Annotated in this window: 22 protein-coding genes and 1 pseudogene; 16 read left to right on the top strand and 7 right to left on the bottom strand. The window is 43.4% G+C overall.

Annotated elements, in window-relative coordinates:
• Positions 1–75: 75 nt before the first annotated feature.
• The 8 genes and pseudogenes from D0T66_RS16430 to folK all read left to right on the top strand — a co-directional run.
• Positions 76–1,818: pseudogene (locus D0T66_RS16430) on the top strand (von Willebrand factor type A domain-containing protein); the annotation flags it as partial.
• Positions 1,807–3,156, top strand: a complete 1,350-nt coding sequence (locus D0T66_RS16425) for a WG repeat-containing protein (RefSeq protein ID WP_370520764.1) — start codon at positions 1,807–1,809, stop codon at positions 3,154–3,156. The pseudogene D0T66_RS16430 and the gene D0T66_RS16425, both read left to right, overlap by 12 nt.
• Before the next feature lie 138 nt (positions 3,157–3,294).
• Complete coding sequence (locus tag D0T66_RS05055; protein WP_163356157.1) at positions 3,295–3,840, top strand: hypothetical protein; 546 nt, start codon at positions 3,295–3,297, stop codon at positions 3,838–3,840.
• Positions 3,841–4,000: 160 nt separating this feature from the next.
• Positions 4,001–4,879 (top strand): ABC transporter permease, encoded by an 879-nt coding sequence (locus D0T66_RS05050; RefSeq protein WP_163356156.1) that lies wholly within the window; start codon positions 4,001–4,003, stop codon positions 4,877–4,879.
• 2 nt (positions 4,880–4,881) lie between these two features.
• Positions 4,882–5,133, top strand: coding sequence for a DUF3098 domain-containing protein (locus tag D0T66_RS05045; protein WP_163356155.1), 252 nt, complete (start codon positions 4,882–4,884; stop codon positions 5,131–5,133).
• 3 nt (positions 5,134–5,136) lie between these two features.
• On the top strand, positions 5,137–5,829 hold the full coding sequence (truB, locus tag D0T66_RS05040; RefSeq protein ID WP_163356154.1) for a tRNA pseudouridine(55) synthase TruB: 693 nt from the start codon (positions 5,137–5,139) through the stop codon (positions 5,827–5,829).
• Between the two features lie 21 nt (positions 5,830–5,850).
• Positions 5,851–6,900, top strand: coding sequence for a tRNA preQ1(34) S-adenosylmethionine ribosyltransferase-isomerase QueA (gene queA / locus D0T66_RS05035; protein WP_163356153.1), 1,050 nt, complete (start codon positions 5,851–5,853; stop codon positions 6,898–6,900).
• Between the two features lie 12 nt (positions 6,901–6,912).
• Positions 6,913–7,383, top strand: a complete 471-nt coding sequence (gene folK / locus D0T66_RS05030; RefSeq protein WP_163356152.1) for a 2-amino-4-hydroxy-6-hydroxymethyldihydropteridine diphosphokinase — start codon at positions 6,913–6,915, stop codon at positions 7,381–7,383.
• A 4-nt stretch (positions 7,384–7,387) separates the two neighbouring features.
• On the opposite strand, the gene D0T66_RS05025 is transcribed toward folK, so the two are convergent.
• Together D0T66_RS05025 and D0T66_RS05020 are read right to left on the bottom strand one after the other, a co-directional pair.
• Positions 7,388–8,845 (bottom strand): glycoside hydrolase family 10 protein, encoded by a 1,458-nt coding sequence (locus tag D0T66_RS05025; RefSeq protein ID WP_163356151.1) that lies wholly within the window; start codon positions 8,843–8,845, stop codon positions 7,388–7,390.
• Position 8,846: 1 nt separating this feature from the next.
• On the bottom strand, positions 8,847–10,166 hold the full coding sequence (locus D0T66_RS05020; protein ID WP_163356150.1) for a TldD/PmbA family protein: 1,320 nt from the start codon (positions 10,164–10,166) through the stop codon (positions 8,847–8,849).
• Positions 10,167–10,478: 312 nt separating this feature from the next.
• Here D0T66_RS05020 and D0T66_RS05015 point away from each other — a divergent pair, with 312 nt between their 5' ends.
• The gene (locus D0T66_RS05015) at positions 10,479–11,216 is read left to right on the top strand and encodes a helix-turn-helix transcriptional regulator (protein ID WP_163356149.1); all 738 of its coding nucleotides are present in this window, start codon (positions 10,479–10,481) and stop codon (positions 11,214–11,216) included.
• Between the two features lie 58 nt (positions 11,217–11,274).
• Positions 11,275–12,183, top strand: a complete 909-nt coding sequence (locus D0T66_RS05010) for a hypothetical protein (RefSeq protein ID WP_163356148.1) — start codon at positions 11,275–11,277, stop codon at positions 12,181–12,183.
• On the opposite strand, the gene D0T66_RS05005 is transcribed toward D0T66_RS05010, so the two are convergent.
• On the bottom strand, positions 12,165–12,749 hold the full coding sequence (locus D0T66_RS05005) for an ACP phosphodiesterase (protein ID WP_163356147.1): 585 nt from the start codon (positions 12,747–12,749) through the stop codon (positions 12,165–12,167). The two genes, D0T66_RS05010 and D0T66_RS05005, sit on opposite strands and share 19 nt — an antisense overlap.
• 453 nt (positions 12,750–13,202) lie before the next feature.
• Here D0T66_RS05005 and D0T66_RS05000 point away from each other — a divergent pair, with 453 nt between their 5' ends.
• The 4 genes from D0T66_RS05000 to D0T66_RS04985 all read left to right on the top strand — a co-directional run bounded on the left by D0T66_RS05000 (position 13,203) and on the right by D0T66_RS04985 (position 15,797).
• Entirely contained in the window at positions 13,203–14,159 is a 957-nt protein-coding gene (locus tag D0T66_RS05000) for an NAD(P)-dependent oxidoreductase (RefSeq protein WP_163356146.1), read from the top strand.
• 22 nt (positions 14,160–14,181) lie between these two features.
• Complete coding sequence (locus D0T66_RS04995) at positions 14,182–14,472, top strand: putative quinol monooxygenase (RefSeq protein ID WP_163356145.1); 291 nt, start codon at positions 14,182–14,184, stop codon at positions 14,470–14,472.
• A 4-nt stretch (positions 14,473–14,476) separates the two neighbouring features.
• On the top strand, positions 14,477–14,893 hold the full coding sequence (locus tag D0T66_RS04990) for a PaaI family thioesterase (RefSeq protein ID WP_163356144.1): 417 nt from the start codon (positions 14,477–14,479) through the stop codon (positions 14,891–14,893).
• Positions 14,894–14,963: 70 nt separating this feature from the next.
• Entirely contained in the window at positions 14,964–15,797 is an 834-nt protein-coding gene (locus D0T66_RS04985; protein WP_163356143.1) for a hypothetical protein, read from the top strand.
• Positions 15,798–15,807: 10 nt separating this feature from the next.
• On the opposite strand, the gene D0T66_RS04980 is transcribed toward D0T66_RS04985, so the two are convergent.
• Positions 15,808–16,260 carry a GNAT family N-acetyltransferase gene (locus tag D0T66_RS04980; protein ID WP_163356142.1) on the bottom strand — a complete coding sequence of 151 codons (453 nt, stop codon included), beginning with the start codon at positions 16,258–16,260 and terminating at the stop codon, positions 15,808–15,810.
• Between the two features lie 96 nt (positions 16,261–16,356).
• Here D0T66_RS04980 and D0T66_RS04975 point away from each other — a divergent pair, with 96 nt between their 5' ends.
• Both D0T66_RS04975 and D0T66_RS04970 read left to right on the top strand, forming a co-directional pair.
• Positions 16,357–16,920, top strand: coding sequence for a Crp/Fnr family transcriptional regulator (locus tag D0T66_RS04975; RefSeq protein WP_163356141.1), 564 nt, complete (start codon positions 16,357–16,359; stop codon positions 16,918–16,920).
• A gap of 81 nt (positions 16,921–17,001) precedes the next feature.
• The gene (locus D0T66_RS04970; protein ID WP_163356140.1) at positions 17,002–17,571 is read left to right on the top strand and encodes a hypothetical protein; all 570 of its coding nucleotides are present in this window, start codon (positions 17,002–17,004) and stop codon (positions 17,569–17,571) included.
• Positions 17,572–17,588: 17 nt separating this feature from the next.
• Here D0T66_RS04970 and D0T66_RS04965 read toward each other — a convergent pair whose 3' ends face one another.
• From D0T66_RS04965 to D0T66_RS04955, 3 genes are all read right to left on the bottom strand, one after another.
• Positions 17,589–18,077, bottom strand: coding sequence for a DUF4251 domain-containing protein (locus tag D0T66_RS04965; RefSeq protein ID WP_163356139.1), 489 nt, complete (start codon positions 18,075–18,077; stop codon positions 17,589–17,591).
• A 619-nt stretch (positions 18,078–18,696) separates the two neighbouring features.
• On the bottom strand, positions 18,697–19,278 hold the full coding sequence (locus tag D0T66_RS04960; protein ID WP_163356138.1) for a non-canonical purine NTP diphosphatase: 582 nt from the start codon (positions 19,276–19,278) through the stop codon (positions 18,697–18,699).
• Positions 19,275–20,477: a pyridoxal phosphate-dependent aminotransferase gene (locus D0T66_RS04955; RefSeq protein WP_163356137.1), complete on the bottom strand. Its 1,203-nt coding sequence runs from the start codon at positions 20,475–20,477 to the stop codon at positions 19,275–19,277. Before D0T66_RS04955 ends, D0T66_RS04960 begins: the two co-directional genes overlap by 4 nt.
• Between the last annotated feature and the right edge of the window lie 214 nt (positions 20,478–20,691).

Here is a 20,691-nt window from a genome sequence, read left to right as displayed (position 1 = left end):
CTTTCTGCTTTTATTTATCCATATTCTTTGTACTTTTGACTTTATTGTTAATGCTAATACACAAAATACGCAATTATGAAAAAAGCCTTATTCTTAACCTGCTTTCTGCTTTGCTTCTTCAATCTATTTGCCCAACAAGTAACTGTCACAGGAACTATAACCGACGATGTATACAATGAACCCATTATCGGATGCAGTATACGCATTCAGGGAACCACCAACGCCACCCATAGCGACATAGAAGGCAATTACACCCTGACTGCCAATGTAGGCGATGTTATCGAATTTTTCTATGTTGGGTATATCACCCAAACCGTGAAAATAGAAGCTGGCAAAACAGTATACAATATTGTAATGAAAGAAGAGGAACACCAGCTTAGTGAGATGATAATCATAGGCTATGGAACATCGGCCACTCCAACAGAACAAATGTTGAGATTATCTGACAGGATAAATTACGACGCTTTAGCAGAAGAAGAATATACCCAATTCGGCGAGAACAAATTCAAATCTACCCGCAAAGAACCTGTATCGACTTTCTCGGCCGATGTAGACAAAGCCTCATACAGCAATGTCCGGCGTTTCATTGAGATGGAAGTGTTTCCTCCCCGCGATGCAATCCGCACCGAAGAGTTAATCAATTACTTCCACTACGACTACACACAGCCGACTATGGACAACCCCATCACCATGCAAGCCGAAATCGGGCAATGCCCTTGGAACAAGCATAATCTGTTGTGCAAAATAGGGCTCAAAACACGTGATATACCCGAGAAGATGCTACCTCCGTCTAATTTTGTGTTCTTGATTGATGTCTCCGGTTCGATGGAAGGCCCTGCCCGCCTCGATTTGGTAAAAGAATCGATGTCGATGCTTGCCGACCAGATGAAAGAGAAGGATAAAGTTGCAATAGTTGTATACGCCGGAAATGCGGGATTGGTATTGCCTGCGACATCCGGAAAGGATAAAGAGAAGATAAAGGAAGCGCTCAACAAACTGACGGCAGGAGGCTCCACTGCCGGCGGCGAAGGGATTCTATTAGCCTATAAAATAGCCAAAGAAAACTTTATCGAAGGAGGTAACAACCGCATCATTATATGCTCCGACGGCGATTTCAATGTCGGCCCTTCTTCTTCAAGCGACCTCAAGAAACTGATAGCCGAAGAAGCTAAATCGGGCGTACTCCTTTCCGTATTGGGCTATGGTATGGGCAACTACAAAGACAACCACATGCAAGCATTGGCACAAAATGGAAACGGAAACCATGCCTACATCAACAACATCGCAGAAGCTAAAAGGGTGTTGATTACCGAATTTGCAGGTACACTATATACTGTTGCCAAAGACGTAAAATTGCAAGTCGAGTTCAATCCCGAATTGATAGACTCATACCGCCTTATCGGTTACGAGACGCGTTTGCTCAACAATGAAGATTTTGACGACGACACCAAAGATGCCGGAGATATGGGTTCGGGGCATACCGTAACAGCCCTCTACGAGTTGAAGCCCGCCGATGCCATAACCGACAATAACAAACTGCTGACGGTGAATATGCGCTACAAAGACCCGCAAAGCGACAGCAGCAAATTGTTAAGCCTGCCTGTTTCCGCCTCATCTAAAAACAAGAATAGCACTGATTTCAACTTTGCCTCGTCGGTTGCGATGTTTGCCCAATTGATACGCGATTCCGAGTTCAAAGGGAATGCGACATACAAAGATGTCATCAATCTGGCCAAAGCATCTGTAGGGAAAGACAAGCACGGATACCGCAAAGAGTTCGTCAGGTTGGTTGGGAAAGTAGATAAGATGACTTCTTCGGGCAAAAAGATTCTGTATGGAAATGTCGAGATGAATGATGATTTCGAAACATTTTATCAGGAAGCCGAAGACGGAGAAGAATATATGGGAATGAAAGATGCACAAGGCAACATAATCGTCCCTGCCAAGTATACAGACGTCGAATATATAAAAGGTGGAATCTTCGTTGTAGAACACAACGACGACAAAAAAGGATTATATCAGTATTACTCGGGCGAAGTGACTCCACTGATATATGACGATATGGAAATGATTGGGGTAGAATCCATCAGGACGGAATTAAATGGCAAATATGGCATTTTAGACTTATACGGGAAAGAAATTCTTCCTCCGGTATACGACGATATAGAGGAATACTATCGACATCTGAAAGTTGAACAGAACGATAAATACGGCATTTTCGACTCGAAAGGAAAAAAACTTATCCCCATAGAGTATGATGACATCGATAGAAAATATGACTTTTATATTGTAGAGAAAAATGACAAGTATGGTGCTTACAGCAAAGAGGGTAAGAAAATTCTGCCGGTATCTTATGATGGTATAGACGATTCGAACGAGCATCTTATCATCGAGAAGAATGACAAGTACGGGATGGTTAATAAGAAAGGGAAAATAGTCATCCCCCTTAAGTTCGATGAAGAACCGTATGAGATAGCTCCCGGCCTTTATACCGTTGAAATCAATGACAAAACAGGTATGATAAGCTCCTCGGGAAAAACCATCATACCGATACAGTACGAATACATCGACGAGATAAGCCGCGACATTTTCGAGGTCAACAAAGAAAATGGCAAATACGGTGCGTACAACTCAAAAGGGAAAAAGATAGCCGAAGAAATATATGAAGACATAGATTTGTTGTACAGAGTAGATAACAGCATAGAAACAAAAAATCCTCAAGGCATCCTCAAGGTCGAATTATACAAAGACCATGACTACAAATACGGAATAATAGCGGCAACAGGCAAAATGATTGCTCCTGCTAAATACTGGGATATAGATGACCTTACACCCGATATCTATGTCGTCAGGAATGAAGCGGGCAAATACGGCGCATACAACTCGAAAGGGGAAATGATTGCCCCGGAAATATACGACGATATAGAACTATTGAACGACACGGAAGAAAGACGCGACAAAAACGGATTATATGGATATATCGTTGTGAGTGAATACAAATACGGAAAAGGCAATGTATACGGCTTGATATCGGCAAGCGGTGAAGTCCTGTTGCCTACAAAATACAGCGATATAGAAGATGAGAGGATATACAACGAATTGCATGCCGTAGGATACATAGACGAAGAGCCGGCTATATACCTGAAAATAGAATAATTAGAAACAAAAAACAGCATTTTCCGCACCTGTTCGGATATATCAGGATAAAAGATATTACTTTTGCTTTATGGAATCAGGGCGACAATTGCATCTAAATAGTAAAAACAGATTGCAAACCCTTAAAAACCGACTGTCATGGAAAAGAAAATGTTAACAATCGTGTGTTTCGCAATGTTAATAGGTGGTTACTTCTTATACGACTACCAAGGAAAGAAACGCGCACAAGAACGTATCGAGAAAGAAGAGCAAGCCGAGAAGAATCACCTGGATTCTATGGCTATCATCGAATCATATAAGCCTTTCAACAGCGTTCTCGAGAAGGAAATGTCCGAATTTATAGCCACTGCAAAAAAGGAAGAAGCCGAAGATAAGGGTGCACGCAGGCTTTACTTTGTAACTGTGGAGAAAGACGACAAAGGCGAATACTTGCAAGTAAGCACAGGATATGGCTACGACAGCGAGAAGGTCAAAGGATTTACACGCTTCAATGGCGAAGTTATCATCTATTATGGCAACCCGAAAAATGTCGAGCAAGAAGTGATAGACGAATCGAAGCTATTGAAATCATTCGACGAGATAGAGTTTTACGCCAATCAAAAACCTGAAAAAGAGGCAAAACCATATTCGCAACGATACACCATCTTCGATAAAGATTCGCTTATTTCGTTCAGACAAAAATAATTCTCATCAAAGGATAAAAGAAACGCTTCGGAAAGCAGCAAAAGCTGTCCCGAAGCGTTTTTCTTAATAAATCTTAAAAGGCTACGAATAGCGGTAATTATTTTGTTCCTTTGTACCAAATTTAGGTGTATTATGCACTGATGAGAACTTAAGCTCGAATATGTCTGACAAACAACGTGTTAAAACGGTATCTTTTTTTACAGCAGGAGTGATTACTACGATGAGTATCACACTTGCTTTGTTTTTATTAGGGCTTGTTTGTCTGCTGGGGCTGACAGGAAAGCGTTTTTCAGACCATTTCAAAGAAAACATGACGCTCTCGGTAGGTATATCTGACAAGATGAGCGACGCTGAACAAGCTAAGCTAAAATCCGCTTTAGAAAAGAACAAATACGTCAAATCGGTCGACTATATCGGTAAAGAACAAATAAAAGAGTATCTCATCAAAGATTTAGGGCAAGACCCGACAGAAGTATTGGACTACGATCCGTCGAGAAGTTATTTCGACATCCACATCAAATCGGAATACGTCAACCCCGACAGCATCCGGTTGGTGGCAGCCAGTCTGAAAGGGATTCAATTAGCTAAGAATATCACTTACAATGAGGAAGATATCTATCAGGCAGATGCCAATCTATCCAAGTTAGGCTCTGTCCTCTCCATACTGGCATTGGTATTGATTCTCATTTCGTTCACACTTATCCGCAATACGATACAATTAAATATCTACTCCCAACGTTTTTTAATCAATACCATGCAATTGGTCGGGGCAACCAATAGCTTTATACGCAAACCTTTTATTTTGCGCATGATGGTTAGCGGCATCGTTGCAGCGGCTATTGCTGCCGTATTCATAACGGGAGTAGCCCTCTATGTTGTCCGCGAATACCCCGAAGCAGCAGAGATCGTTCAAAAAGAAGAACTGATAGCCGTCTACGTCATCGTACTGATTTTCGGCATTCTGCTGTCCACCTTGGCGACCCTCTCGGCTGTCAACCGCTTCCTGAGAATGAAAACGAATAAATTATATTATATATAATAATGAATAAAGAGAACTTAGCTTTTGGCAAAAAGAATTATATCCTGACAGCCGCCTCGGTAGTCCTCATCATTGTGGGATTCATCGTTATGGCCGTTGGCCCTTCGTCTACTATCGAAGGAGGATTCGAACCCGATATTTTCAGCACGAGACGTATCGTAATAGCACCCATGATATGCTTAGCCGGTTTCCTGCTGATGATATATGCGATTTTAGCCACCGATAAACCTAAAAACGGACAGAAAGAAAGTTAATCGATGGATTTTATCGAAGGAGAAATCTTATACGTCAACAAGCCGCTCCACTGGACATCCTTTACCTTGGTAAAGAAGCTGCGCAATAAGATTTGCCGGAAACTGAATATAAAGAAACTGAAAGTCGGTCATGCCGGAACGCTCGACCCTTTGGCTACGGGAGTTATGATTATATGCACGGGAAAGAAAACCAAACTAATCGAAACATTCCAATACCAGACCAAAGAGTACATAGCTACACTGCAACTGGGAGCTACTACGCCCTCGTTCGATCAGGAGACGGAAATCGACCAGGAATATCCCGTCGATCATATCACCAAAGAGTTGGTTGAAGAGAAACTGAAAACTTTCGTCGGCGAAATATGGCAAGTACCGCCTGTTTACTCTGCCTGCAAAGTAGATGGCAGAAGAGCTTACGACTATGCCCGCGAAGGCGAAGAAATTGAACTAAAGCCAAAACTGTTGGTTATAGATGAAATCGAATTGCTGGCATACAATTTGCCTATCATAAAGATAAGGGTAGTATGCAGCAAAGGTACATATATCAGAGCTTTGGCGCGCGATATAGGGCAGGCACTCGGCTCCGGCGCACATCTCGCAGGATTGGAGCGGACACGCGTGGGCGAGGTTACGCTCGATGACTGTATAGACGGAGCGATGATAGAAGATGCTATCGAAGCCCTGATTACTGAATGACAAACAAATTGAACAATATATATGAAACTTTCTCAATTTAAATTTGACCTTCCGGAGAAGCTGATTGCAAAGCATCCAAGCAAGAACCGCGACGAATGCCGCCTGATGGTAGTCGACCGCAAAACCGGAGAGGTTCAGCATAAGATATTTAAAGATGTTATCGACTACTTCGATGACAAAGATGTCTTCGTATTCAACGACACCAAGGTCTTTCCTGCACGCCTCTACGGCAACAAGGAAAAGACAGGTGCGACCATCGAAGTTTTCTTATTGCGCGAGCTGAACGAGGAGTTCCACTTATGGGACGTATTAGTCGATCCTGCCCGCAAAATCCGCATCGGAAACAAGTTATACTTCGGCGATGACGAATCGATGGTTGCCGAAGTCATCGACAATACCACTTCGCGCGGACGTACTTTGCGTTTCCTATTCGACGGGACGGGAGACGAATTCCGCGAAGCACTTTACGCTTTGGGCGAAACACCAATCCCTAAGTACTTGGGACGCGGCGAAGAAAACATCGACAAAGAGCGTTATCAGACAATCTTTGCCAAGAACGAAGGTGCTGTCGTTGCTCCGGCTGCGGGTTTGCATTTCAGCCGCGAATTGATGAAGCGCATGGAAATCAAAGGGATAGATTTCGCTTTCCTTACATTGCATTCCGGGTTGGGTAACTACCGCGATATCGACGTGGAAGACCTGACCAAACACAAAATGGATTCCGAGCAATTATACATTCCTGCCGAGACTGCCGACAGGGTGAACAAGGCCAAAGATACCGGTCACCGCGTATGTGCTGTGGGTACATCCGTCATGCGTGCCATGGAAACAATCGTTACCACCAACCATCGTCTGAAACCAAACGAGGGCTGGACAAACAAATTCATCTTCCCTCCTTACGAGTTTGGAGTGGCCGATTCGATGATAACCAACTTCCACCTGCCTCAATCTACTTTGTTGATGATGACTACCGCTTTCGGTGGTTATGACGAAGTGATGGGCTTGTACGAGCTGGCTATCAAAGAGAAATACCAGTTCGGCACATACGGCGATGCGATGTTGCTGATATAAACCGGTTTATCAATGAACGGGAAGCATGTTGTATATCTGGGCTTAGGCTCTAATCTGGGCAATAAGAAAAAGAACATACAACTTGCTTTGGACAAGATACAAGAGCGGATAGGCGAAGTTACAGCCTGTTCCGCTTTTTTTACGACCGAACCGATAGGCTTCGAATCGCCGAATCTCTTTGTTAATGCAGCTTGCCGGATAGAGACAAGACAATCGCCCGAAGAGGTTTTAGCGGCAACCCAGCAGATAGAGCGCGAAATGGGGCGTACATCCAAGTCGTATAATAAAGTTTACACCGATAGGATAATAGACATCGACATCTTGCTATATGACAGTCTGATAGTAGATACACCTGATTTGGTACTTCCCCACCCTTACCTGCACGAGCGGGATTTCGTCCTTCTCCCTTTAGCCGAAGTAGCAGGAGAAGTTATTCACCCTACATTGAAAAAGACTATTTCTGAACTGAAAAGTAACCGATAGGAGGTTATTGCTCATACTTCGAATGCGAGAAGTAGGCTGCAAATGCCGGAACACTCTCGTTATGAAACCTGTCCGATGCTGTAACCGTATAGTAAAATCCAAAGTTTCCCGTACTGACAGGCAATGTTATCGAATTACCCCGTATACCCGAGGCTATAATATACTTAGGGTCTGACATATCCACCCATTCATCGGATGAGTAGTACACCGTATAGGTAAAATCCTCCGTATCGTCGGGAGCTTCCCATGCTATATGCAACTTGCCGGAATCATCCCGGTACACTTGCAGGTTCAGCGGCGAATTAGGCGACACATTATCTAACCACGTGAGGGGAGGAAGTTTTGCCTGATAAGGATAAAATGCACGGATAGAATCCTTTACCCCTTTCAGGTTCTCCGTTATATTCTTGGCACGGAAGTAGGCCTGCCCCGACGCACCGCTTTGGCGAGTATAATCCATCTGCTTGGTAATGTCTTTCAATGGCCAGTCTTTCTCTGACTTCAACATCTGATACACACCCAAGCCCGGCGTAACAGGGCGTCCGTTGCTGTTGGCAACCCAATCTACCACAAATGGCTCGAACAACTCCTCGCGGTAATACATCATCGGGAACAGCATATCATGCTTACCTCGTTGCAACCATCCGGCAGCATCCTGAAAAACAGTTTCGTAGGCTGTCCAGCCATCATTCGGTGCATGAGGCAATACTTTGTAGCGTCCAAGCGGCGAACTGCTGACTTGCACCCAAGGCTTCAACCCCTTAACCGTATCGTATAGCTCATCCACCAGTGAGTTGATATTATCGCGCCGCCAATCGTGCAGGCTCTTTCCCTTTCCGTATTTCTTAAAAGTATCATTATCAGGAAAAGTGCGGTCATTATTCGGGTAGCGGATATAATCGTATTGAATACCGTCTATATCATAATTGCTCACGATCTCCTTTGTCAAAGCGAGAATGCGCTCTTTGGTCTTTGGGTGCCCCGGATCCATATACCATTGTTGATTTTTCACCAACTTATAATGCTCCGGATATTTCTTCGCGGCAGCTTTCTGCTTATTCTTCGGTATGGGTTTTCGCTCCTGATTCATCGGGAAGGTTACAAACCACGCATGACACTCCATTCCCCGCTTATGGCATTCCTCGACAGCAAACGTCAATGGATCGAAACCTCCCTTTTTGTTGAAATAGGAACTCTGCGGTTCAATGGCTGATTTATAAAACGTTGTTCCTCTCGCCCTAACCTGAAAGAATACGATATTGAAATTCAGCTTCCTGAACTCGTCCAGCATATCACACAACTCGGATTTTTGCTGCTCGACTGTTTTCCCCTGCGTAGGCCAATCCAATCCCCAACTGGTCGTGAGCCAAACGGCGCGAATCTCCACCGTAGGATATTGAGCCGAAAGCGCAACAGACAACAAAAACAACAAACAAAGAATTAGCCCTCTTATTTTCCTCATTCTATAGCCCGCTAAAGTTAACCCCTTCGAACAACAAGGTAGGTATGCGGCGCGAAGAGCTGAGACGGGGATCGTTCCCTATTTCGGCCAACTGATTCCACAAGGTGAGCATATTACCTGTTATATTCATTTCGCTGATTGGAGTAGATATTTCGCCATGCTCTATCAGGAATCCTTCTATACCAAACGAGAAATCGCCCGTAGTCGCATTGCAGTTGCCGCCATTAAAACCTGTCACCCAAATCCCCTTATTTAAGGATTGGCGTATCTCGTCGAACGTTTGGTTACCAAGCTTCATATTCACAATCGAAGGTGAAGCGATAGTCGGTTGCATATTCATTTTCAGCGAATTATAAGTATCGATAAAATACATATTCAACACACCGTCCTCTATAATGGTGCGGTCTTTCGTCGCAACGCCTTCTCCGTCGAACCAGCGCGCCCCGAAAGATTTAGGCAGATGCGGGTTATCTGTCAATGTCAGCTTATCCGAAACGATTCGCTGCCCCAACTTATCCAAGAGGAAAGAGTTCTTCTGCTGCAACGCCGAACCGAACATCGCATTGGTCAGATATGCTACCATGCGCGCCGAAACAGTATTGTCCAGCAGCATGTTGTACGTTCCCGATTGTATTTTTCGCTGTCCTATCTTTTGTAAAGCCCTTTTCAGCGCTACCTGCCCGATTCCCGTTTTCTTCAAGTCTTTCCAGAAGATACTGCTATCGAACCAATAAGATTCGGCACGGGCATCTCCGCCGGTTTTCAGCGCCACTTCGACCGTAACGTCGAAAGCCGAATCGATACTTTCAGCTTCGAAACCATTGCTCGTAATCATATATTCAGCCCCTGCGCCATCGCTATACGACGAAGTAATGGAGATAATGCGTTCGTCCGAACCGAATATCTCCTCTACCGCCTGACGCGTAACAAGGAGCTTTTCTTCGGGAGTAATGGAATCGAATGAAGCATCATACAGTTCCAAATCTCCACCATCGTGCTTGTAATAGCGCGACGGATCGGGCAACTGTTTGCAAGGATCGGGCGCTAAAAGCTTGGTCGATTCTATTCCCGCCTTGATAAAGCGCTCGAGGTCAGCCTTATCTATTCTGTTAGACGAGAACGAGCTATACCGCCCATCGATAAACACGTCTATATACAATTTATTTTCAGCACTTTGATACGATTTATCTAATTGTGTATTGCGATATTCGAAGGAAGTATTCACCCCCGATATAATCGACACACGCGAAGCTTGGCAGCCATTTTGCAGGGCGAGATTCATCGCCCATTGAGCTATATTTTTCTGTTCCGTAGTAATCATTCGTCTCTATTTTTTTACAAATATAGTGAAAGCCGAGCGCAATCAAACTTGTTTGAGATTGCCAAGACACATCCTATATTCTACAAAAATACGCATATTTAGCGTGATATGCAGATAAAACAATGCGTAATACGGAATTGTTTCTCTTTTTATTACTTAACCCTCACATCCGCTCGGGATGACAATGTATTTGTCAACTTGTATACTTGTCAACTCCTACAATATAGATAAAATACAATAATTTTAGTTCAACTTGTTAGGAGTGATTCAATATTTTACTATTTTTATAGGCTGATAATAAAATATAACCTTATGGAATTCAAGGATAGATTAAGATTCTTGGTTGATAAAGAAAACATTACCGCATACCGGATATGGAAAGACACGGCGATAACCAAAGCCACGATAGGCAATTATCTGGAAGGTAAAACCAATCCCAACAAGTCGAATATTGCCATTCTGGCAACCTATTTCGGGGTGAACGAACAGTGGCTATCCACCGGCGAAGGCGATATGGAAAGCATCGCCACATCCAAAGCCGACGAGCCGTTTCTGATTACAAAGTCCGGCACCAAATATTACCAGATGGAGAATGGTAAATACCGTATGCGCGTACCATTTATCCCCGTGAAGGCTTATGCTAAATACGTGGACGAGGTGCGCGATGCCGATTTCTGGGGGAAAGGATTTGAAGAATTCGATTTCGTCGTAGACCAGATAGGACACGGGCGTTACTACGCTTTCGAGATAAAAGGAGACAGCATGGACGACGACAGCAAACGCAGCATATCGAACGGCGACATCGTTCTGGCACGCGAACTTTCGCAGGAATACTGGCGGAGCAAATTGCGTACCGAGGACTTCCCTAACTGGATTATTGTACTGGATAATACGATCCTTTGCAAACAGATAATAGAACAGGATATGGAGCAATGTGCCATCACCTGCCATTCGCTCAATCCTTCGCCCGAATATGCCGATTTCAAACTCAACCTGAATGATGTACGGCAATTGTGCAATATTGTTCAGCGAGTATCCAGTGCTTTTTGACGCAACATGTTCATTTTTTTGTTAACTTAGCCAAGAATCAACCTGTTTTTAAGATTATATGAGTAATAAATCTATTGAAGGCACATACAAGAAAACATACGAAGGCGAATACGTCAAATCGTATGCCGATCAACGCGAAAAGAAGAAAAGCTACCAACAGGGAGTTAAGTCTTATAAAGAGATCACGCAGAAGCTAAGCAACTACCATAAGCAGGAAAAAGGGAAGCAGGAGGATTACGAGCCTGTCAATACAGTGATGGAGGTACGCCCGGAAGGGAATGTGCAGACAAAGCGCCCTTCTTCATCCAAAGGTAAGATTCAGCGCGAAAAGCCGTTGATCCAGACAAAAACGGCAACAACCCAAACAACGACCACAGCATCCAGCATACAGGGAAAGAAGACGGAAATAAAAATCGAAGCCAAGAAGAAAGAGACAACAATAGAAATGCCTCCTCCATACATCCCGAACGAGGCACAACAAAAGCAGGAAAAGCCAAAACCTCAAACTAAGCCTCAGCCAAAACAGCAGAAAGCGCCTACGCGCAACTATGATGCCTACAGGGGAATGGTTATGAATCCCATTATCCCGATAGGAAACGGGAAATATCGTGAGATGGCAAATAAGGAAATCGTAGACGAAGCCGAAGCACGTAAGATACTCAATTATGCCGGCTATACGCCTAAAACATCGGCCAATATGATGATGTTCTATGCGGTTTCCATCGTGTTGGGTATAGCGCTGAAAATAGCCGGACCTATCGGTATTGCGATATGGGGCTATATGACTATGGTTAAGGCTACTACGGTTCACAAAAAGACGATGGGCGGATTGGATCTGTCAATCGTTATGCCGGCCACCGAAAGCGAAAGGGCAATCTACAGAAAAAGAGGTAAAATGGAAGTCAATGTCGCCCTCGGGATAGGAGCTTTGCAGGCGATATACCATTTCTATGTATTGGGAGCATAGCCTTTTACGAAACTCATCAGGTCAGGGAAGAAGCGGGAGAAACTCTCTTCCAGTTCTTCATAATGTGTCTGAAAATCGTTAAAAGGGTTTGCCGCATCCGGCAAGTATTTCGCACGCCTCGCCAAGCGCTCGAAACTGCGTTCTATCATCCACAGGTGTCCGTAGTTCGAAAGCCAGTCTTCGCTTTTCATATACATAAACATACTACAAAACTTCGGTGGTAAAGTTTCGCCGTATCTTTCAATAGCTTGGTAACATTTCCCCGCATATACCTCCCACCCTTCCTGTGGTTCGAGTTCTGCGCTCAAAGCTAAGAAATGGTCATACGACACATCAAGAAATGAGTTATCATACCGTCCCACAGAAGAAGTAAAAATCTGCTTCGCACGCTTCACCTCGGGATGCGAATCGGTATAGGCATCTATCTGCCGGTGCAGGCGGATACCGGCTTGTATCCTTTCGGGAAAAGCATCCATTTGCTTCCCTCTGATCATATCGGCAACCAGATTTCCGACGATAAATTCATCATCGCCAAAGGACAAATATGCATGGGCAAGAAAATTCATCAGCGTTGTTTTTGATAACAAAGATAGGCGATTTTTTCGTTCCCGAAATTCCCATAGAATCCAAAAAAGTAACACAAGTATATTCATTTCAGAGATTTTTGTGGAGTTACTTTTTCTCAGTGAAACTCAGTGCCTTCTCTGAGAATCTCAGTGTCACCTTTTTCTTCCTCATTTTATCAGAACGAGATGCCTCCTATCGTCGGCATGACAATGTATTTCAAAGAAAGTAACATTCCTCGACTTACCTCCATCGCTTTGCTACGTTTCCTTGTAGCTCGTAACTGTGCGAAGCTCGAAGAAATAACATTGGCTCCGCCGATTTTCCAATTCGCCGAAGCGAAGGCGAGGCAAACTCGTAACTAATAAACTTGTCTACTTGTCTACTATTTCAACATAGATAAACTTATAAGTAAAATCAGACTACTAATTCACATTATTCGTTAACTTTGTTCTATGTCACGACCAAGGATAGCAATAACAGGGGCAGCCGGCAATTTGGGCGGATTATTAGCTCAAGGCATGAAAGATATGGACGCGGATCTCAATCTGCTTATCCATAAAAAAGATGTATCTTCCAATCTAAAAGGGAAGAAGCATATAAAGACATTCCGTGTAGATTTGGCGAAACCCGAAACGCTTTCCGACGCTCTCGAAGGAGTAAATACAATCGTACACTTTGCAGGGATATTGTTCAAAGCCAATCCTGAGAAATTTCTTCCCGAAACGAATACGCAATACTTTCACAACCTGTTGGATGTAGCCGTCCGCCAGCAAGTGAAACGGATTATCCTCATCAGCTTTCCCCATGTCGAAGGCGAATGTACACCGGATAACCCTGCACGCGGCTCACTCGACGGAAAACCCGAATCGATGCATGCCCGCACCCGTCTCGAAGAAGAAAAACTGCTCTTCGGATATGGCAAAAAATACGGGTTCGAACCCGTATCTCTCCGCGTAGGAATGGTTTACGGCGAAGGCATCCTGATGATTGACGCCGGACAATGGTTTGCGCGCTATGCGTTGCTGGGTATATGGCAGAAACCTACCTATATCCACCTGATTTCGAAAACCGACTTTGTTGCCGCTACCATAGCTGCTGCCACAAAACCTGATATATCAGGCATATATCATATCGGAGACGAAGGGATACAAACCTTGCAACAATTTTTAGACGACATCACCAAATACAAAAATAACCATCAACCGTGGCGGATGCCCGTATGGATGATAATGACTGCCGCCCGCGCGTTTGAAGTTTTTTCGGCTATCTTCGGGACGAGAAGCCCGCTGACCGTCGATTTTATCAAGATAGGCATGGTATCTTATTACGGCGATACTTCGCGCATGCGGAAAGAATTATTGCCCGAACTGGCCTATAGAACATATAAAGAAGGAATCGGATTATTTTAATTAAACTAAATTATAACGAATTATGACAGAGTTAAAAATCATTGCTGTAATCACAGCTAAAGAAGAATACAAAAACGATATTGTAAAAGCATTGCATGCCGTAGTGGACGGAACACGCAAAGAGGAAGGAAATATCTCGTACGATTTGCATCAGGATATGAAAAATCCGTTGAGATACATCTTCATTGAAGTGTGGAAATCGCAAGAGGCAATTAATTCGCACAATCAATCAGCACATTTCCAGCAATTTGTAAAAGCTATTGAAGGAAAAATAGAAGGATTGGATATTGATTTTGTAAAGCAGGTCTACTAAAAACATGATATTGAACCATAATCAGATAAAGGAGCGGATGAAAGGTACTTTCATCGAGTTCCTGAATATTGATTTTATCGAAAGCGAACAGGAAAAAGAGCTGGAAGCAACAATGCTCATCCGGCAGGATTTGCTGCAGACATCAGGCGTCCTGCATGGTGGTGTCACTATCGCTTTTGCCGAGACATTGGCGGGTGTAGCATCCAACAATATCTGCCCCGAGGAGGAATTTGCATTCGGCATACAAATCAGTGCCAATCACGTTTCGCACGGCGAAATCGGAGATACTGTCAAAGGTAAAGCTACGCCTGTACATATCGGGCGTACTACTCACGTCTGGAATGTGGATATTTATTCCGAAAAATCGGGGAAGCTGGTCTCATCCGTCCGGGCTACCAATATCGTAATAAAACGAAAATAATAAATTCGGGATTAAACCTTTTGCATGTTAGAGGGTTCTAATTAATAAGATTTACCAAAAGGTTTTGGATATGAAAAAGATAATAACAATACTCCTTTCCGTAATACTCTTCACTTCGTGCGGAGTTTACACACAGGTAGGAAACATAAACCGCCTGTCGGAAGGAATGACCAAATCGCAGGTAGCCAACATCATGGGCTACCCTCAACGCACGTTGACCGTAAACTATTATGCCGAAGGTGTACAGGAAGTATTAGAATATATATCGTACAACAATGAAGTATATGCACTCGAGTACTGGAACAACAGGCTCGTAGGATATGAGCATCTGTATGATATCAGTTCAGGGTATTACGGGCCGAGTTATGGCTCGGGATATTACTATTACCCGTCGCACCCATACTACAACTCGCGTCCGCCGGTATATAATACGGGAGGAAACAGGCCAAGTACGCGTCCGCCGGCTACCAGACCGCCCAGCAACAACTACTATCCGGGAGCAAATACCAAGCCGAGCCGTCCGACCAATACCCGTCCGGGGAATAATAATACAGGACGACCTGAAACAAGCAGGCCTTCAACGCGTCCGTCAACTAACGGCAATAATAACAATAATGTGCGGCCATCAACGCGCCCATCGACCAACGACAACAACAATGCAAGGCCGTCAACTCGTCCGTCGACTAACGACAATAACAACAATACAAGGCCGTCAACTCGTCCGTCAACTAACGACAATAACAACAATAATGCAAGGCCTTCAACGCGTCCGTCAACCAACGATAATAATAACAACAATGCAAGGCCATCAACTCGCCCATCGACTAACGAATCCGGCGGTCGTGGTACAAGCACGTCGACAGAAACCGGTCGGACAACCACCGGCAGAACAACTTCAAGATAAAAAAAAGGAATTATCCCCGCTTCATACGGATGTGGGGAATTCCGTCTTCGAGGTAGGTGTCGCTGATTTGAACAAATCCGTGTTTTTCGTAAAATTCTTTCAGGTAAAGCTGGGCCGAAATAACAATCGTTGTTTCGTTCCATGCTTCATTCAATGCGGCTATTGCTTTATCCATCAATTGGTGCCCATAGCCAAAGCGTCGGTATTCAGCATCGGATACAACCCGTCCGATAGCTGCCTCGTCGAAATAATCGCCTGATTGAAATATGCGGCAATAGACAATCAGCTTCTCTCCGAGATAGCCCATGATATGCAAAGCCTTTTGGTCTTTATAGTCGGTATCGAGATAAGGTGAATCTTGTTCCACCTCGAACACTTTACACCTCAGATATAAGATGTTATATAGTTCGTCGAGCGTTAATTCGTAAAATGATTTGGTTATCCAGTTGATTTCTTTACACATATTGATAAGACTACTATTCTAATCCGTATTTGCTCATAAAGATAATCGAATCTTTTATACATTTGATTATTGAAATTTAATATCAGGATTTTCTATATGGACAATTTTATAACATACCTGAACGAGAATATTGTTTCACTAACAGAGAATGAAGTCAAAACGATAATAGATGCAGGCAGAACAGAAATATTGCAAAAAGGCGATATATTCATCGGTTATGGGAAGCGAACAGATAAAATAGCATTTATCCTGACAGGGATTCTGGAAATGTCTATCATTATTAACGACAACGAGAGAATCATAGACTTCTTCTACCCTTCATCCTGTGCCATGGATTTCTTCTCTTATTCTATGGATAGTCCGTCAGAATCACAAATCGCCGCAATACAAAAGAGCAGCATACTCGTTTTCGGAAAAGACACATTGAAAAAGCTCTTCAATGAGAATGCAGCATACAAAAGGATAGAGCAATTCATTCTTGAAAAATCCAATCAGGAAATACTTCGGCGAATACGATGGATGTACCTGTCGCCTAAAGAGCGATATGAAACGCTGCAAGAGAATTATCCGGGCATCATACAGCAAGTGCCCCAATACAAAATTGCCTCATTCTTGAATGTTACGCCCGAATGGCTATCGAAAATAAGGGCGGCCAAATGATTTCTTGAATTTATTCAACGATTTCACCTTCGTTGTTGCAATAGCTTTGTAGTCTGATTTATAATTAAAACAACTACAACAATGAAAAAAGCAATTTCAACAATCCTAATCCTACTATTCTGCTATTTCAACGGCTATGCGCAGGAAACCGAGCCAGAAAAGAACTGTAATAAAATCTCATTCGGGCTCGAATCCGAAATAATGTCCTATATCAACAAAGGCTACCACGGTTCATTTTGGATTGGCATGAATGGTATCAGATCTCGTTTTGTGTATGCACAGGCTACTTACCCGTCTTCATTTGCTCCTGATGGATTCAAAGATCTCAAATCGGAGTTTTACGAAATGGAAATAGACTTTTTTTGGGGGAAAAAGAGAAAAGAGTACAGAGGATTATGGTATGCGATAGGTGCCGGATTGACCAAACAAAGCGTAAAATCGAAAGAAACAGGTCTGAAAGGAAAAATCAATCTCTTCGACATCCACACAGGCGTAGGCTATTCCATTGGTATATACCGAGGTTTTTACATTAATCCTTGGGTAGGTTTAGACCTACACGTAAACAGAAGAGACATAACAATCGGAAATGAGAGATGGAAGCCCCGTTTTATTGATTTTGTAGGGGGAGCTAAATTAGGATACTCGTTTTGAGTATCCTATCGCTTATATTATTCGAATGTCCCTGTAAAACTAATCATTTCCCTGTTGTTGGAACGGACTCTTAAAGAGCCGTAGCCATTAGTCCCCAGATCGAAAAAGAGGACAGTGCCCTGAATATCGTTATTGGTGATATCATTAGGGGTTACAGTAACAGTATACATCCCCTTCTTTTGGGAGGTCACCTCATAGTCGAAGTCGGTGCTGACAAACTTATAACCTCCTTCGCCGAGGTTCATCGGGGCAGAATAGGCGCGCCCGAAGAAAGGCAAATAGACATCGAGCGTATCGCCCGACAGCCTTACACTATAATCGCCGCTAAGATAACGGCTCGTTCCGCGGGTAGGGATAACATGTTGAGCCGAGAAAGTGAACGTTCCTTGCGCGATGACTTGCGCATATTCGGTATCTGTCTTCTGCGTTGTTGTTCCTGTCTTACAACTATCGAACGTAATAGCCAATAGCAACATTATACTACAATAAAAAGCTAACTTTTTCATAATCATTCCGTTTTGGTTATTAACACAAATCAATAGCCGGTTTTACCTTCTCCAAAAAGCCTCTAAAGTGTCGCTTTTTTGTACCACTTTTTGTCCCAGTAGTTACTTTATTTTTATTCTTATAATGAGCGCGTTAAGTCTATTTTTCGGGATAAAAACTTAGCGTTTTTTGTTGAGTTACTTTTTTATTATTTAACCACAAAATTATCAAAGATGCTACACCAAGTTCACGAAGTTTTTTAAGACCACTTTTACCCAAAAAAGTAACATTCCTCTACTTATTTTCGGGTGTTTTTTGTCGAGTCATTTTTTCTCAGTGTCACTCAGTGATTCCTCTGTGAAACTCAGTGTTACTTTTTCTTCCTCACGCTATCGGAAAGAGATGCCTCACTACGTTTCGGCATGACAGTAAAAAAGTAACATACCTATACTTATTTTCAGCGTTTTTATCAAGTTACTTTTTCTCTCGTCAACTCATTTACTTGTAACTCGTAACTGTGCGAAGCACGAAGTAACTCGTAACTAAACATTGATAAACTTGTAAATATAATCTAACGATTAATTCACACTATGTAAAAACAAATATAACAGCAAATTAGTTCCGGCAGCTATTAAAAAACTATAAGGTATTCAAAAAATCGCATAAGGCTTTTACCGCCAAAGCCCGGTGACTGATATTGTTCTTCACCTCATTCCCCAGTTCGGCAAAAGTCTTGTCGTAGCCCTCGGGCACAAAGATAGGATCATAGCCGAAGCCTTTCTCTCCTCGCTTTTCTTCGATGATTGTGCCATTGACAATACCTTCGAACTGGTACTCTTTGCCTTCTAAAACAAGGGCAATGACCGAGCGGAAGCGGGCTTTACGATTAGAAACACCCTGCATCTCCTGCAACAATTTCTCCATATTTGCCTGCGCATCGTGCCCGTCTCCGGCATAGCGAGCCGAATATACACCCGGAGCGCCATCCAATGCCTCCACCTCTAAACCCGTGTCGTCGCCGAAACAGTCGTAGTCATAATTATCTTTGATATACCTCACCTTGATAAAAGCATTTTCTTCCAAGGTCGTTCCGGTTTCGGCAATATCTTCCTCACAAGCTATATCCTTCAGGCTGAGAATATCTATGGTATTTTTTACGATTTCGCTTACTTCTTCTAATTTATGCGCATTATTGGTCGCAAAAACGAGCTTTCGTTTCATTCCTTCGGTAAATTATTATAAGTTTCGAGTGCTTTCTCCAATACGGTCAGAGCATTCGCTAAATCTTCTTTATTGAGCACATACGCCAGACGGACTTCGTTCTTTCCAAGCCCCGGAGTGGTATAGAAGCCGGACGCCGGAGCCATAAAGACGGTCTGTCCCTCGTATTCGAAATCGGACAAACACCACGCACAAAACTTATCGGCATCATCTACCGGAAGCCGCGCGACAGTATAAAATGCCCCCATAGGGATAGGCGAATATACGCCGGGGATGCGGTTTAGCCTGTCGATAAGGAATTTGCGGCGCTCTACGTATTCGTCATACATGTCGCGCATATAATCGAGGTCGGCATCCAACGACGCTTCGGCAGCAATCTGCCCGATAAGCGGAGGGCTCAGGCGTGCCTGACAGAACTTCATCAACGTTTTGCGCAATTCTTTATTCTTCGTTATCAAAGCCCCTATCCGTATGCCACATTCGCTGTAACGCTTCGATACCGAATCTATCAGCACCACATTCTCTTCGATGCCTACCAGATGGCAAGCCGAAATATAAGGCGAGCCGGTATAGATAAATTCGCGGTAAACTTCATCCGAAAACAGGTATAAATCGTATTTCTGCACCAGATGCTTGATTTGATTCATCTCGGCGCGCGAATAGAGATAACCCGTCGGGTTGTTAGGGTTGCAAATCATAATGCCTTTTGTGCGCTTGTTTATCAGCTCCTCGAACTTCTCGACAGGAGGCAACGAAAAACCTTCTTCGATAGACGACGACACCGTGCGGATAATAGCTCCTGCCGAGATAGCAAAAGCCATATAATTGGCATATGCCGGTTCGGGAACGATTATCTCGTCGCCCGGATTGAGACAGGCAAGGAACGCAAACAAAACAGCTTCCGAGCCGCCTGTAGTAATGATGATATCATCCGCCGAGACATTGATATTGAATTTGGCATAATAGCTTACCAGCTTCTCGCGATAGGAACGGTAGCCGTCGCTGGGACTATATTCCAAAATTTTACGGTCGATATTCCGGATGGCGTCGAGCGCCGCCTCGGGAGTAGGCAAATCGGGCTGGCCGATATTGAGATGATATACTTTCAGTCCTCTTGCCTTTGCCGAGTCTGACAAGGGTGCCAGTTTCCTGATGGGCGAACTGGGCATTTCTATTCCTCTATCCGAAATATTAGGCATAATGTTCAGATTTGAATCGTTATTTTTACAATTAGGCACAAATATACAAAAAACAACAGCCTATATGGCATCCATACACAAAAAATAATACCGGAACGCTATGTCCGGTATCTTTCTCATTATCTGAATTTAGTTAGTGTTCTCCTCAAGGGAGATATTGGTAGAATTTTTCTTTGTCTTTCAACTTGTTTTTTTAACTAATTATTTCCACTTG

The sequence above is a fragment of the Dysgonomonas sp. 25 genome (assembly GCF_010501075.1).
Taxonomy (GTDB): Bacteria; Bacteroidota; Bacteroidia; order Bacteroidales; family Dysgonomonadaceae; genus Dysgonomonas.
The sequence above is the reverse complement of the archived record's forward strand: the minus strand, read 5'-3'. Positions and strand labels throughout refer to the sequence as shown.